The sequence below is a fragment of the Bradyrhizobium sp. Ken51 genome, from assembly GCF_055807435.1.
Map to the genome: position 1 here is coordinate 148,501 of NZ_JBVVPB010000010.1, position 13,973 is coordinate 162,473.

The window sequence follows — 13,973 nt, forward strand, 5'->3', positions numbered from 1 at the left end:
CGGCGTCACACCGCCTGCACCGTCCAGCCGATCAGCTCCTTCGCGATGCGCGTGAAGGCCGTATCGAACGCTGCGACCGCTAGGCCCGGCTCGACCTTGTCGAGCTTTTCGCTGGTCTCGACAAGACGCGAGGCAATCACCTTGCCGTTCTTGTCGACGATCCGTGCCGACAGTCCGATCTCGACCCGTGTCTCCCCCTCCGTGGCAATGCGGAAGCGCCTGATGTCGATCAGCAGCTGATAGTCCGCCTGCCCGAGATCGGCCGTGCGCAATGGCGCGTGGGCGATGTCGTAATTCTCGAAACTGTCGATCAACCGCGCCTGCACCAGCTTGGGAATGCTGTCGGCCCAGAGGAAGTCCGCAAAGCCCGGATTATCGCCGCCGGGCGCGAACAGCATGCGCTGGGTCTGGAGCATGGCGACCGCTGTTGGCTCGGGAATGGCCAGTGACGCCGAGAGCGTCTTGCCGGCCGGACCGAGGTTCTGCGGCGTGCGCAGGTCATAGGTGACTTTCTGCGCCGGCGTTCCGCCACCGGTCATCTTCTCCAGGCCCGCCAGAATGCCGTCAATCTTGCCGGTGTTGCGCGCAAGTCCCTCCGAGAAGGTCTTGAGATTGGCGACGGTGTCCTTTAGCGGGCCCGAATTGTCCTCCAGCACGGTGTCGACCCGCCGCAATGCATCGCGCGCGGCCTGCGTCATGCTCTGGCCCGCACCCGCCTCGGCAATCAGGGTCAGGGGCTCGCCGGATTTGGTGACCATGACGCCCCCCTCCAGCGTCACCACCGGCACCCCGGTCAGCCCCTGGAAATCGAGCCCGACCCTGCTGTCGGCGCGCACCGGCGTGGTTGAAGCAACCGATATCGTCGCATTGACGAAGCGCGGATTGTCCGGCGCAAGCCCGAGCTGGGTGACCTCGCCGACGCGGATGCCGTTGAACAGCACGCCGGCGCCGACCAGAAGACCGGGCACCGGGCCCTGGAATTGCACGTGATAGCTCGTGCGCGGCCCGATGCCGCCGGTGTTGTTCAGCCAATAGACGAAGCCGAACACCGCGAGGATCGCCGCAAGGACGAAACTGCCGATCAGCACGTAGGGAGCGCGGGTTTCCATGTCTCATCTCATCTCGTGTTGCAGCATCTGCGAGCGCTTGCCATGGAAATAGGCGCGCACCCAGGGATGCTCGGATTGCAGCAGTTCGCGCATCGGACCGATCGCCACGATCTTGCCGTCGGCGAGAGCAGCGACACGGTCGCAGACCGTGGTCAGGCTCGCCAGATCATGGGTGACCATGAACACGGTGAGGCCGAGGGTCTTTTGCAGTGTCCCGATCAGCGCATCGAAATCACCCGCCGCGATCGGATCGAGGCCTGAGGTCGGCTCGTCCAGGAAGAGGATCGGCGGATCGAGCGCGAGCGCGCGCGCCAGCGCGACGCGCTTGGTCATGCCGCCGGATAGCTCCGCCGGATATTTATCGGCATCCTGCGCCCGCAGCCCGACCATTTCGAGCTTGGCGATCGCGATCTCGTCCATCAGCTCCTGCGACAGGACGAGATTTTCACGGAGCGGAAACTGGATGTTCTGCCGGACCGTCAGCGAGGAGAACAGCGCGCCCTGCTGGAACAGAATGCCCCATGTCGTGGCCGCGCCTTCGGTGCGGCCACCGATTGGCCGTCCCGTGACCTCGATGCTCCCGCCTTGGCGCGGGATGAGGCCGATGATGGTTCGCATCAGGACCGACTTGCCGCCGCCGGACGCCCCCACGAGTCCGAGGATCTCACCGCGGCGCACGTCGAGCGACAGATGATCGAGCACGGTCTGCCGGCCGAAGCCGACCACGAGGTCGCGAACGCGGATCGCGAACTGCTCTTGCGATTCGCTCATGATCACATTCCGATCGAGGCGAAGAAGATCGCGAACAGGCCGTCGAGCACGATCACCAGGAAGATCGACTTGACCACCGACGTCGTGGTCTGTCGACCCAGCGACTCGGCGCTGCCCTTCACGCGCAAGCCCTCGCTGCAAGCGACTACTCCGATCACCAGCGCCATGAACGGCGCCTTCAGGATGCCCACCTCGAAATGGGCGACCGAGATCGCCTCATGCAGCCGCGCGATGTAGATCGCCGGCGCCATGCCGCCGTAAAACTGCGCGACCAGGCCGCCGCCATAGAGTGCGGCGATCGACCCGATGAAAGCAAGGATCGGCAGCGCAATGACCAGGGCCACAACCCGCGGCAGGATCAGGACGTGGACGGGATCGAGGCCCATGGTCGAGAGCGCATCGATCTCCTCGCGCATCTTCATCGAGCCGAGCTCGGCGGTGTAGGCGCTTCCCGAGCGGCCGGCGACCATGATGGCGACGATCAGCACGCCGAGCTCGCGCAACACCAGGATGCCGACCATGTCGACGGTGTAGGATTCCGCGCCGAACCTGCGGAAATGGAAAAATCCCTGCTGGGCGATGATGGCGCCGATCAGGAAGGTGATCAGCACGACGATGGGGATGGCCTGCCAGCCGATGCGGTAGAGCTGATAGATCAGCGATGTCAGCCGCAGCGAGCGCGGCCGGCGCAGCACGCCAATCACGGCCATGAACAACGCGCCCAGCATTTGAAGAAAGATCGTGACGTCTTCGCGCGCGCCGACCGTGGACTTGCCGAGATCGTTCAGTCTGAGCAGGACAGGGTTGGGTGCAGGCGTCGGCGCTGGCGTGTGGCGGTTGACCTGACGCACCTCGTCCATCAGGCCACTGAAATGGTCGGCGACACCGATAAACTCGGCCGATTGACCGGATGATGAGGCCCTGCGCGACAGCTTTTCCAAGACCCAGGCGCCGAGCGTGTCGAGCGCGCTGACGCCTGACATGTCCAGCGTCACGGTTCTGGATCGATCGACATCCGCCCCGACCGACCGGGACAACGTCTCCAGCATCGACACGTTCGCGGCAATCCACGGCCCTTCCGGGCACAATTTCAGCTCTTCGCCGGAGGGCGTTGCCAGCAACAGCGGTTCGGAGTTCACGCTTCCACCTCATCGGGACAACCGGGTCCCCATTCAGCCGGTCATTCTAGGCCAGCATGTGGCAGCCGGTTTGACCTGTCTCAAGACCACGGCGCGTCTGCCTCCTTGACGCAAATCAAGCGCGCTCGCGCCGGCGGGTCCTAGGTTTGATTCCATTCAACGGGGAAATCAGATCCATGTTCGACAGCGACAGGATGAGCGAAGAACTGCGCACGCTGAAGGTTGACGTCACACGCTTGCTGAGCACGGCCGGCGAGGAGATGTTCGACAGTTCGAAAGCCCGCGCGGAGGCTCTTGCCGATCAGATCAAGGCCGCGCTCGCCGAGCTCGGCGAGACCGTTGACGCGGACCAGGAGCAGCTTCAGGGCCTCATTGCGGACCGCCCGATCACATCACTTGCTTCGGCTTTCGCGCTCGGCGTGGTCGTCGGCTTCATGCTGCGGAGGCACTAGGTGAACACGGAAAATGTCGTCAAGCATTTGCGTGTGCTCTGGCGTACCGACAGGATTATCGCGGACATCAGGCTGCGCCACCTGCTGATCGGCCTCGGCTTGCGCGCCTTTGCGGCGCTGATCGCCGCGTTCGGGCTGCTGATGCTGGAGCTGTCCGCCTATTTCGCACTGGTGCAGATCTGGAGTGCCATTGGCGCGGCGGCCATCCTCGGCGCCGTCAATTTTGCCATCGCAGCAATTCTCTTCGTGATTGCCGGCCGGCCGCCTTCGGGTCGCGACATCGAACTCGCCAACGAGATTCACGGCGCATCCATCGAAGCTCTTCAGCTCGAGGCACGCACATTCCAGGCCCAGGTGTCGGGCGCCGTGCACCATCCGCTCAGCACGATGTTGCCCGTGCTGGTGCCGCTGATTGCGGTTCTGATCAAGACTTTGCGGAGAACGGCCAAGGAGTCCCCTGCCGCAAATCCGGCTGAAGCGCGCTCCTGACGGGCGCGCTCAAAGCTTCAGCCTGACGTCGCAAAGATCCGGCTCGGCCGGATCCGGCTTCACCTCGAAGCCGAGCTGCCGGCACATTTCGAGCATCGTGGTGTTCTCCCTGAGAACATCACCTGAGATCGCTTTGAGACCCTCCGATCTCGCGTAATCGATGATCAACTGCATTAGTGCCCATCCCAGTCCCTTGCCTTTGAGATCGGACCGCAGCAGGATCGCATATTCGCCGCTCTCGTAGATCGAGTCCGAATGGAGTCGGACCACGCCAACCATCTCACCGGTCGCCTCGTCGAATGCGATAAATGCCATCGCCCGCGCGTAGTCGAGCTGGGTCAGGCGCGCGATGAACTCGTGGGTGAACTCCTTCATCGGCGCGAAGAAGCGCAGACGAAGGTCGTGCGACGTGACATGCTTCAGGAATGCGTGGATGGTCGGCTCGTCCTCCGGACGCAGAGGCCGCGCGAAGATCCGCCAGCCCTCCTTGAGCTTGAGGTGGCGCTCCCATTGCGACGGATAGGCCCGAACGGCGAAGTTGGCGGCGCCGGAGCCGGCAAACTTCCGTTGCGGCGGCCCGACCGCGACGCGAGCATCGACCGCGGTCACGCCGGTTTCGTCCGCGAGCAGCGGATTGATGTCGAATTCGCGGATCTCGGGAATGTCGGCGGCCATCTGCGCCAGCTTGACCAGGACCATGGCGACGGCGTCGGGCTTCACCGCCGGCACGTCCCGGTAAGCGCGAAGCAGTCGTGACACGCGCGTGCGGTCGATCAGGTCGCGGGCCAGTTGCAGATCGAGCGGCGGTAGCGCAAGCGCCTTGTCGTTGATGATCTCGACCGCGGTCCCGCCGCGGCCGAACACGACGACGGTGCCGAAGGTCGGATCGTCGGCGAGGCCCAGGATCAGCTCGCGCGCCTTCGCCTTGACAACCATCGCCTGCACGATGACGCCCTCAATGCGGGCTTGCGGACGCAGCTTCCTCGCGCGGGCGAGAATATCGGTGGCGGCGGCGCGTACCGCCTCGACCGTCGTCAAATTGAGCACGACGCCACCGACATCGGATTTATGGACGATATCGCGCGACATGATCTTCAGCACGACGGTGGCACCTTGCGCAAAGATGTCTTTCGCGTAGGCGACCGCCTGCTCGACATCGGCCGCGGCGTATGTGGGCACCATCGCGATATCGTACGCTTCGAGCAGGTGCTTGATCTCGACGGGTTCGAGCCACTGGCGGCCGTCTGCGATGGCCGCAGCTACGATCTGCTTCGCGGCACGTGCGTCTGGCACGAAAGTATCGGGCATCGCGGGTGGAACCTGGCTCAGTTCCTCCACCACTTCGCGGTGCCGGACCAGGTGCATGAAACCGCGCACGGCGTCATCCTCGGTCGGATAGTTCGGGATGCCCGCGCCAGAGAGTGCCTGAACGATGTTCTGATCGGCTCCGACCCAGGCGGCCAGCACGGGCTTCGCCCATCGGCGGTGCTGCTCGCGGTACTTGCCGACGAGCTCCGTCACGGCCGTGGCGATGTCGGCAGCCGAGGCGATCGCGGTCTGCACGTTGAGGACGAGGACCGCGTCGTTGTCGGGATCGGCGAGCAGCACCTCGAGCGCCGCCGCGTAGCGCGCCGCATCGGCGTCGCCCACGATGTCGACGGGATTTGCGCCGGACCAGGTCGGCGGCAGCACGTCATCGAGTTTCTTGCGAGCGTCCGCCGAGATGGTGGCCGGAATGCCGCCGAGCTCGACCAGGCGGTCAATAGCGAGGACACCGATGCCGCCGCCATTGGTCAGGATGGCGAGGCGCTTTCCTGCCGGCGACTCGACGCGGCCGAGCGTCTCGGCGCAATCGAACAGCTCGCGCAGATCGGAGACCCGCAGGACGCCCGCGCGGCGGAACGCCGCGTCATAGACGGCGTCGGCGCCCGCGAGTGCACCGGTATGGGTGGCGGCCGCCTTCGCGCCCTGCGCCATTCGGCCGGACTTCACCACGACCACCGGCTTCACCCGCGCCGCGGCGCGCGCGGCCGACATGAACTTGCGCGCGTCCTTGATGGCTTCGATGTAGAGCAGGATCGCGCGGGTCTTGTGATCCATCGCGAAATAATCGAGCAGATCGGCAATATCGACGTCGATTTGATCGCCGATCGAGACGATGCCGGAGAAGCCGACGCCGCGCTGTGCGGCCCAATCGACCATGCCGGCCGCGATCGCGCCCGATTGCGAGATCAGCGCGAGATTCCCCGGCCCCGGCATGTGCGCGGCAAAACTCGCATTCAGGCTCACGCCGGGCATCATGATGCCCAAGCAATTCGGCCCGATCAGCCGCATCCCGTATTTGCGGGCCGCAGCGATGGCGGCCTCGTGGAGGGACCCCGGTCCGTGACCGAGCCCGGCCGAGACGATCAGGGCGCCCGCCGAGCCGCGTCGCCCGGCTTGATCGACAATGCCGGGAACCGCGCGCGCCGGCGCGGTGATGACCACAAGCTCCGGCACGAACGACAACTTGTCGAGGCTGTCCACGGCCGCGACGCCGCCGATCTCGGCATGGCGCGGATTGACGAGGCCGAACTGTCCCGTGAATCCAGCCTTGCGGATGTTCTCGAGAACGGCGCGTCCAACGGAGACCGGGCGGGCGCTCGCACCGACGAGCGCGACCGAACGCGGCGACAGCAGGTTCTTCAGACGATAGGTTGACATGAAAACAAATGCGCCCGGTCGGTGGCGGTTCCGATGGTTGACGATCAAGCCCGATAAACTGGCGACCCGCCTAGTAGGAGATCATAACCCAGCACGGTGGCTCGCCAATGACGGTCTTTGTCACACCGCCCCAAACAATCTCGTTCAGGCGCGAATGATGGTAGGCGCCCATCACGATCGCATCGATGGCATGGGAATTCGCCCAGCTTCCGAGCACCTTGCCAATCGAGCTGCCGCCGCCCGCCACGGTTTCGAACGAGGCGTAGACCCCGTGTTCCCTCAAGTGATCGACCAGAGCCGTCCCGGATTGCACGATCGCGTCGGACTTGTCGTCCGCCACGGTCACCACGCGGACTAGGGCTGCTGCCTGAAGGATAGGCAGCGCGTCGCCGACCGCCCGCGCCGCACGCGCGGAGTGATCCCAGGCTATCATGATGTTCTCGAATTCCGGGCGCAGTTCGTCCAGATGCGGCTCCGGGCAGAGCAGCACGGGCCGTCCGGATTCGAACAGGAGCGTCTCGATGATGTGCTCGGTTCGGCTGTCGTGCGGCTTCACGGGGACCAGGGTGAGATCGCTGAAGCGCCCGTGTTCGGCCAGGACTGACGCGATCTGCTCTGCCGGCACCTTGGCCGACCGGCTTTGAGCGCGGATGCCGGTGCGGGAGGTTGCACGGGTGAACGCATCCAGGAGATGCTGCATGTCGCCCGCCCTTAGCGAGCCGTTTGCCTCGGCCGTATCGGGGAGCATCACCTTCGGCCGCACGAAAACATCCTCCTCGAGTGCAAGCGCGGTGATCCTGGCGCCGAGGTCGGCGGCAACGGCCACGCATTTCTCGATCGCAGCAAGGGCCGGGCCGCGCGGCTGACCGACGAGCGGTAGAAAGACGTCCTTGATGGGCATCGGAATTCTCCTCAGGCGCCAGAATAGGCCGGCTCGGGTCCGGACGCTTGATCCTCGTCAAGCCCCGGGAACTTCGACCGGTCTGAGGGAGACAGCCGTTGACCGAAGTCAAGGACTGGCCGCGATCTGCTTCTATGGATTACCCTGATCGCGGGGGCGAGCCGCCTTCCGACGCATCTGGACGTACCAGTTGGAATGACAGACGATTCTGCGACCCAGGACCGGATCTTTGCGGCACTCACCGCGGATCATCCAAACGTAAGGCGGATCGATACGCACGCAGCTTCGGTCTTTCTCGAAAGCAGGCGCGCGCTGAAAATCAAGCGCGCCGTGCAATTTCCGTTCCTCGATTATTCGACGCTCGAGAAGCGCAAGGCGGCGTGCGAAGAGGAGATCAGGATCAACCGGCCGCTGGCGCCGCAGATCTATCACCGCGTTGTGGCGATCACGGAAGAAGCCGATGGATCGGTGAAGGTCGACGGAAGCGGCCGGCCGATCGAGTATGCAGTCGAGATGTCGCGCTTCGACGAAAGCCGGACGCTGGATCATCTGGCCAAGGCCGGCCCGCTGGATGCAAATCTTGCCTCGGCTGTCGCCGACGCGATCGTGGCTTCGCATGCGCAGGCTGTTCGCGCCGACGGCAAGGCATGGGTGTCCTCCATCACCGACCTGATCGATGGCAACAGCAATGGCCTGCGGACGGGCAACCATCTCGAAGCTGGAGAGATCGCAGAACTCGGCAGAGACTCGCACGCAATGTTCCTCCGCCTCCGGCCTTTGCTCGAAGAGCGCGGCCGTCAAGGCTTCGTGCGCCGCTGCCATGGCGACTTGCATCTTGCGAACATCGTGTCGATCGATGAACAGCCGGTGCTGTTCGACGCCATCGAATTCGACCCCCAGATGGCAACCACCGACGTGCTCTACGATCTCGCATTCGGATTGATGGACCTTTTGCACCACAATCAGCCACGCGCGGCCAACATCGTGCTGAACCGCTATCTCGCCGTGACGCCGACCGAAAATCTCGACGCGCTCTCCGCCATGCCGCTGTTCATGTCCATCCGGGCGGCAATCCGCGCCCAGGTCGCGCTGGCACGGCTGAAGTCGCCGCATCCCCATGATACGGGCATTCTCGACGGTGCACGGCGCTATTTTGGCCTCGCCGGCGCGCTAATCCAGCCGCCTGCTCCCCGGCTGATTGCAATCGGCGGATTATCAGGCACCGGAAAGACGATTTTGGCACGCGCGCTCGCGCCGGACGTTACGCCGCAGCCGGGGGCCGTCGTGCTGCGCAGCGACCTCGTCCGCAAGCAGATGTTCGGGGTCGAGGACACGGACCGGCTGCCGGCATCCGCGTACACGCCGGAGGTCACGGCCCGCGTTTACGACATGTTGGCTCAGCACGCCGGGCGGGTGCTGGCGCAAGGCCATTCCGCGATCATCGACGGCGTGTTCGCCCGTGAGGACGAGCGAGACGCCGTCGCCACACTGGCGCGCGAGTGCAACGTGCCGCTGAGCGGCCTGTTTCTGGTTGCGGATCTCGCGACCCGGCAGGCGCGGATCGGCGGCCGCCGGGGCGACGCATCCGACGCCACGCAAGAGGTTGCCGCGCTGCAAGAGCACTATAATATCGGCCATGTCGGTTGGGCGACCATCGATGCATCCGGGACGCAAGAGCAGACGCTCCAGAACTGCCGGGACGCGATCGCCGAGAGCAAGTAAGGCAATCTGCAAATGGCGCGACCCAGCACGAATTCGACGGCCGCGCGCGTCAAGCCTGCGGCGAGGCGCAATGCCCTGCCCGGCCGCCTCAGCCCCGGCATGGCCTGCGACACGGCCTTCCGGATCATCGCCCGCCGTCACCTCGACGCCGTTCTTGCCCAGCATGACGGCACCTGCCGCGGCGATCCCGAGGCGCTGCACCAGATCCGGATTGCACTGACGCATCTGCGCACCGCCATCCGCTTCTTCTCACCGACGGTCGATGACGCCGTACGGCCGGAGGTCTGGACCGAACTGAAATGGCTGAACAGCCAGCTCGGCATGGTACGGGACCTCGACGTTGCAATCGAGCGGGTCATCGCCGAGAGTGGCGGCGAGTTGACCGTGATTGCCGAGCTCCGGCACTGGGACGAGAAGCGCACCGAGAGCCACCGCTTGCTGGCGCGCGCGCTGCAATCCTCGCGATATCGCCGGCTCGTCGAGCAGACGTCAGCCTGGATCGAGAGCGGCCCGTGGTCGACCCGGCGCAGCAAGGGAGCCATCAGGCTACGCCGCTGCACGCTCGCCGACCACGCAACAGCGAAACTCACGGAATGGCAAAAGACGTTGCTCAAGAAAGCACGAAAGCTCCGCAAGCTTGACGTCGAGAAACGGCACAAGCTGCGGCTTCTCAACAAGCGGCTGACCTATTCGATCGAGTCGCTGGAGGACCTGTTCGCCGACGATTCGCTGAGCAAGCAGAAGTCGATCCTCAAGCAATTGCGCAAGGCGCAAAAGTCCCTCGGGCAATTGAACGACGATGCGCGAGGGCAAACCCTGGCGGCGTCGTTGAACGAGGCCATCCCCGAGGCGGGCATTCGCTTCCTCAACCGCAAGCGCGAAAGGAAACTGTTGCGGATCGCCTCGAACGCCTACCGGAAACTGGACAAGGCCAAGCCGTTCCGCTCCGCCGACCTTGCGCCGAATGCGGAGCCTGAAGATTAGGTGTGGACGTAGTCTCCCGGCGCGTCGGGCAGGCTGTTGACGTTCCCAAACCCCATCCGTGGCGGCTCACCGAGTTCACCAGAGCGGGCAGTCAGCCATCTGGACCATTCTTGCCACCACGAACCCTTCGCATGCGGGGCCAGTTTCAGCCATTCGTCGCTGTCGACGTAGGGCGCATCCTCCGCCTTGGTCATGACCTGGTAGCTGTGCCCGGGCTCCTCGGGAGGCGCGACGATGCCGGCGTTGTGACCTCCGCTCGTCAACAGGAAGGTCACATCGGCATCGACCTGATAGTGAATCTTGTAGACGGATGGCCACGGCGCCACGTGATCCCTGACCGTGCCGGCGACAAACATCGGGGTGTGGATGTCGGAGAGCGATATGCTCTTGCCGTCGACGCGATAGCGACCTTCAGCCAGATCATTGCTGAGGAACAGCTTGCGCAGATATTCAGAATGCATGCGATAGGGCAAGCGCGTGGCGTCGGCATTCCAGGTCATCAAGTCGCTCGGCGGTGCCCGCTCCCCCATCAGATAATTGTGCGAGAGCCGCGACCAGATCAGATCGTTCGAGCGCAGCAGCTGAAAAGCGCCGGCCATCTGCGTCGTATCGAGATATCCCCGCTCCCACATCATGTCTTCCAGAAACGAGACCTGACTCTCGTTGATGAAAAGCGTCAGCTCGCCCGCTTCGGTGAAATCCGTCTGCGCAGCAAGCATCGTGATTGTCTTCAGCCGATTGTCGCCGTCGCGTGCCATCGCGGGCGCCGCGATCGACAACAAGGTGCCACCAAGGCAGTAGCCAAGCGCATGAACTTTCCGGCGCGGCAAGATGCAGGCGATCGCATCCAGCGCAGCAAGGACGCCCGATGTGCGATAGTCATCAAACGCCACGTCGCGATCGCTAGCATTCGGATTGCGCCAGGATATCGCAAATACGGTGAAGCCCTCGCCGGTCAGATATTTGACGAGCGAGTTCCGCGGCGACAGGTCGAGGATGTAGTATTTCATGATCCATGCCGGCACGATCAGGATCGGCTCGGGCCGCACCGTTTCGGTGGTGGGATGATACTGGATCAGCTCGATCAACTCGTTCCGATAGACGACCTTGCCGGGCGACGTCGCGACGGTTTTGCCGACAACGAACTGTTCGTCGCCTGCCGGCTCCCTCGTAGGGAGCATGCGCATCAAGTCCCTGCACCAGTTCTGCCAGCCGAGTACGAAATTCTCTCCCCCGCTCTGGAAGGCCTTCTGAAGGACCTCGGGGTTGGTGGCCGCGAAATTCGATGGTGCAAGCATGTCGAGCATCTGGCGTCCCGAGAACTCGACGATTGCTTCATTCGTGGGGGCGACACCACGCACACCCGTCGCAGCATCGTGCCACCACCGTTCTCCGAGGAGAAACGATTGTGCCAACAGGTTGAAAGGCGGGCTTTGCCACAATGGCGCTGCGAAGCGGCGGTCCTTCGCCTGTGGCTCGATCACCGACCAGGGGTTTTGGCCTGGTGCAGCGGCATGCGCGAGGGCGTCGAAATACCGGCTGGTGTCCCCTACGATGTCGCGCGCCCTCTCCAGTTGGCGCTGCGGTGCTGCTGCAAGATGCGAACTCCAATCGAGATAGGCGAGCGACAGCGCTAACGGCGAAATCCCACCGGTGAATCGCGCCAACATCGCATGGAAGGCCCGATCGAGCGGGTATGGTTCGGGCACGGGCGGCGAATCAGCAGCCGGAAGATGCTGCTGGACGATCGCGGCGGGCGTTGCGGAATCCTTTACCAGATCGACGGGCGGCTCGGACGTCAGTTGCCCTCCGGCCAGCAGGAGATTCGACGCCTGCGTGACGTTCATGGCTGAATATTCTTATTGGCTTCTGATATTCCGTCAGCGACAGCGCTGGTCAGCCGCGACCGCTCATTGAGCATGCTGAAGATGGCTGCCGCGACCCGCTCGCCATGCCGAAAATACCGATCGCAGTCGCGACGAATGAAGTCGAGCTGATGCTGACTGCATTCGCGGTACATGGTTGTCCAATCCTTCACGGAGTGAGAGCCGGCCAGTTTCGACGCGAACTCCGCAAATAAATGCGTTTCGGTTTGCGTTCGATCCACGAATTCGTTGGTCATGAACACGACCTCTTCGAATATGAGCCGCTGCGCACCAAATGCGGTATCCAGCGCACGCTGGTTCGCGCTGGCCAGCCCTGCAATTGGATTGGAGGGCAATGATTCGGCCGCAGGCTCTTGCAACTGGACGAACTCACTCACTATCAGCCTCCTGATCACCCACAAGGGGTGCTTCTCCATCAGGGTACAGCCAGCCAAGCCGGGAACGTTGAGCTGCATCAAGTCGAACCAGCCATCGCAGTCGACTTTCCTCGATTGACCTGCGTCAAATCGAGTCGCGATGCCGAGATTAAGCTCAAGTTCAGACGTCACCACAATCAGCGGAGTCCGCCATGCGCGCCCATCAGATCATGACCCGGTCGGTCATCTCGGTCACCCCAGACACCGGCATCGTCGAGGCGGCAAACATCATGCTGAAGCGGCATGTCAGCGGTCTCACCGTCGTCGACGATGCCGGCAAGCTGGTCGGCGTGGTCTCGGAAGGCGACTTCATCCGCCGCAGCGAAATCGGCACGGGACGCAAGCGCGGGCGCTGGCTGCGGTTCATTCTGGGATCCGGCAAATCGGCCGGCGATTTCGTCCACGAGCACGGCCGCAAGGTGTCGGAGGTAATGACCCCCTCGCCGGTGACCATCAGCGAGGATACGGCACTTGCCGAGATCGTCGACCTCATGGAACGCAACAACGTTAAGCGTCTGCCGGTGATCCGCGGCGACAAGATCGTCGGCATCGTGTCGCGGGCGAACCTGCTCCAGGCGGTGGCGGACCTCGCCCGAGACGTACCCGACCCGACCGCGGACGACGATCACATTCGCAGCCGCATCATCGATACCATGGAGAAGAACGACTGGTGCCCGTTCGGGCTGAACGTCATCGTCCGCGACGGCATCGTTCATCTCAGCGGCGTCATCACCGAGGAGCGCACGCGACAGGCCGCGGTCGTCGCAGCGGAGAACGTCAGCGGCGTGAAGAAGGTGCATGACCATCTCTGCTGGGTCGACACCATGTCAGGAATATATCTGAACTCGCCCGAAGACGATGACCTCGCCAAAGCAAGCTGACCAAGGCAAGCTGACCAAGGCAAGCTGAGCGCGCGTCGATCGCAGTTCAGCGCGGAATGACGGCGGTGGCTTCGATTTCGACGCGCGCCGCCTTCTCGACGAGGCGGACGACCTGAACCAGCGCCATCGCCGGATAGTGCGCACCGAAGATGGTGCGGTAGGCCTTGCCCAGCTCTTTCAGGTTCGTCAGGTACTCGTCCATGTCGACGACGTACCAGGTCAGGCGCACCAAATGCTCGGGCTGCGCACCGGCTTCCGCGAGGATCGCGGCGATGTTGCCTAGGGTTTGGCGCACCTGCGCGACGAAACCCTCCGCGAGACGCTCCTCGGCATCCCAGCCGATGACGCCGCCAGTGACGACGATGCGTCCCTCGGCCGCCATGCCATTGGCATAGCCTTTCGGCACCGGCCAACCGGACGGCTGCAGCACCTGCGCCCTGGAGCGGGTTTCATCCTCGGCTGCTGTCGGCAGCACCGCGAGGTGCGGGCCTTTCGGCGGCGTCACGGACAATTCTCTATC

13 protein-coding genes are annotated in these 13,973 nt (G+C 63.8%); 5 read left to right on the plus strand and 8 right to left on the minus strand.

What is annotated here, in order from left to right; all coding sequences use genetic code 11:
* Positions 1 to 5: 5 nt before the first annotated feature.
* From AC0L27_RS18835 to AC0L27_RS18845, 3 genes are read right to left on the minus strand one after another with little or no spacing between them, the layout of a single operon-like run.
* The gene (locus tag AC0L27_RS18835; protein WP_473319972.1) at positions 6 to 1,109 is read right to left on the minus strand and encodes an ABC-type transport auxiliary lipoprotein family protein; all 1,104 of its coding nucleotides are present in this window, start codon (positions 1,107 to 1,109) and stop codon (positions 6 to 8) included.
* 3 nt (positions 1,110 to 1,112) lie between these two features.
* On the minus strand, positions 1,113 to 1,880 hold the full coding sequence (locus AC0L27_RS18840; RefSeq protein ID WP_473305309.1) for an ABC transporter ATP-binding protein: 768 nt from the start codon (positions 1,878 to 1,880) through the stop codon (positions 1,113 to 1,115).
* A gap of 2 nt (positions 1,881 to 1,882) precedes the next feature.
* On the minus strand, positions 1,883 to 3,019 hold the full coding sequence (locus AC0L27_RS18845) for an ABC transporter permease (RefSeq protein WP_473305307.1): 1,137 nt from the start codon (positions 3,017 to 3,019) through the stop codon (positions 1,883 to 1,885).
* Positions 3,020 to 3,195: 176 nt separating this feature from the next.
* Between AC0L27_RS18845 and AC0L27_RS18850 the strand changes: the two genes are divergently transcribed.
* Both AC0L27_RS18850 and AC0L27_RS18855 read left to right on the plus strand, forming a co-directional pair.
* Complete coding sequence (locus AC0L27_RS18850; RefSeq protein ID WP_275169822.1) at positions 3,196 to 3,471, plus strand: hypothetical protein; 276 nt, start codon at positions 3,196 to 3,198, stop codon at positions 3,469 to 3,471.
* Complete coding sequence (locus AC0L27_RS18855) at positions 3,472 to 3,960, plus strand: phage holin family protein (protein ID WP_473305301.1); 489 nt, start codon at positions 3,472 to 3,474, stop codon at positions 3,958 to 3,960.
* 9 nt (positions 3,961 to 3,969) lie between these two features.
* Here the strand turns inward: AC0L27_RS18855 and AC0L27_RS18860 are convergent, their stop codons facing one another.
* Both AC0L27_RS18860 and AC0L27_RS18865 read right to left on the minus strand, forming a co-directional pair.
* Positions 3,970 to 6,663: a bifunctional acetate--CoA ligase family protein/GNAT family N-acetyltransferase gene (locus tag AC0L27_RS18860; RefSeq protein ID WP_473305299.1), complete on the minus strand. Its 2,694-nt coding sequence runs from the start codon at positions 6,661 to 6,663 to the stop codon at positions 3,970 to 3,972.
* 70 nt (positions 6,664 to 6,733) lie between these two features.
* The gene (locus AC0L27_RS18865) at positions 6,734 to 7,564 is read right to left on the minus strand and encodes a universal stress protein (RefSeq protein ID WP_473319973.1); all 831 of its coding nucleotides are present in this window, start codon (positions 7,562 to 7,564) and stop codon (positions 6,734 to 6,736) included.
* A 195-nt stretch (positions 7,565 to 7,759) separates the two neighbouring features.
* Between AC0L27_RS18865 and AC0L27_RS18870 the strand changes: the two genes are divergently transcribed.
* Together AC0L27_RS18870 and AC0L27_RS18875 are read left to right on the plus strand one after the other, a co-directional pair.
* Positions 7,760 to 9,286 (plus strand): bifunctional aminoglycoside phosphotransferase/ATP-binding protein, encoded by a 1,527-nt coding sequence (locus AC0L27_RS18870; protein ID WP_275169818.1) that lies wholly within the window; start codon positions 7,760 to 7,762, stop codon positions 9,284 to 9,286.
* A gap of 12 nt (positions 9,287 to 9,298) precedes the next feature.
* Positions 9,299 to 10,270, plus strand: coding sequence for a CHAD domain-containing protein (locus AC0L27_RS18875; protein ID WP_473319975.1), 972 nt, complete (start codon positions 9,299 to 9,301; stop codon positions 10,268 to 10,270).
* Here the strand turns inward: AC0L27_RS18875 and AC0L27_RS18880 are convergent.
* The gene (locus AC0L27_RS18880; RefSeq protein WP_473319977.1) at positions 10,267 to 12,117 is read right to left on the minus strand and encodes a PHA/PHB synthase family protein; all 1,851 of its coding nucleotides are present in this window, start codon (positions 12,115 to 12,117) and stop codon (positions 10,267 to 10,269) included. The genes AC0L27_RS18875 and AC0L27_RS18880 overlap by 4 nt on opposite strands.
* Entirely contained in the window at positions 12,114 to 12,704 is a 591-nt protein-coding gene (locus AC0L27_RS18885; RefSeq protein WP_473319978.1) for a hypothetical protein, read from the minus strand. Before AC0L27_RS18885 ends, AC0L27_RS18880 begins: the two co-directional genes overlap by 4 nt.
* 20 nt (positions 12,705 to 12,724) lie before the next feature.
* Here AC0L27_RS18885 and AC0L27_RS18890 point away from each other — a divergent pair, with 20 nt between their 5' ends.
* Positions 12,725 to 13,453, plus strand: a complete 729-nt coding sequence (locus AC0L27_RS18890; protein WP_275169814.1) for a CBS domain-containing protein — start codon at positions 12,725 to 12,727, stop codon at positions 13,451 to 13,453.
* 46 nt (positions 13,454 to 13,499) lie between these two features.
* Here AC0L27_RS18890 and AC0L27_RS18895 read toward each other — a convergent pair whose 3' ends face one another.
* Positions 13,500 to 13,964: a RidA family protein gene (locus AC0L27_RS18895; RefSeq protein ID WP_275169813.1), complete on the minus strand. Its 465-nt coding sequence runs from the start codon at positions 13,962 to 13,964 to the stop codon at positions 13,500 to 13,502.
* Between the last annotated feature and the right edge of the window lie 9 nt (positions 13,965 to 13,973).

Coding starts and splice junctions, on each gene's coding strand:
- AC0L27_RS18850 (WP_275169822.1), top strand. CDS start 3,196: ATGTTCGACAGCGACAGGATGAGCGAAGAACTGCGCACGCTGAAGGTT.
- AC0L27_RS18840 (WP_473305309.1), bottom strand. CDS start 1,880: ATGAGCGAATCGCAAGAGCAGTTCGCGATCCGCGTTCGCGACCTCGTG.
- AC0L27_RS18875 (WP_473319975.1), top strand. CDS start 9,299: ATGGCGCGACCCAGCACGAATTCGACGGCCGCGCGCGTCAAGCCTGCG.
- AC0L27_RS18880 (WP_473319977.1), bottom strand. CDS start 12,117: ATGAACGTCACGCAGGCGTCGAATCTCCTGCTGGCCGGAGGGCAACTG.
- AC0L27_RS18865 (WP_473319973.1), bottom strand. CDS start 7,564: ATGCCCATCAAGGACGTCTTTCTACCGCTCGTCGGTCAGCCGCGCGGC.
- AC0L27_RS18890 (WP_275169814.1), top strand. CDS start 12,725: ATGCGCGCCCATCAGATCATGACCCGGTCGGTCATCTCGGTCACCCCA.
- AC0L27_RS18870 (WP_275169818.1), top strand. CDS start 7,760: ATGACAGACGATTCTGCGACCCAGGACCGGATCTTTGCGGCACTCACC.
- AC0L27_RS18860 (WP_473305299.1), bottom strand. CDS start 6,663: ATGTCAACCTATCGTCTGAAGAACCTGCTGTCGCCGCGTTCGGTCGCG.
- AC0L27_RS18835 (WP_473319972.1), bottom strand. CDS start 1,109: ATGGAAACCCGCGCTCCCTACGTGCTGATCGGCAGTTTCGTCCTTGCG.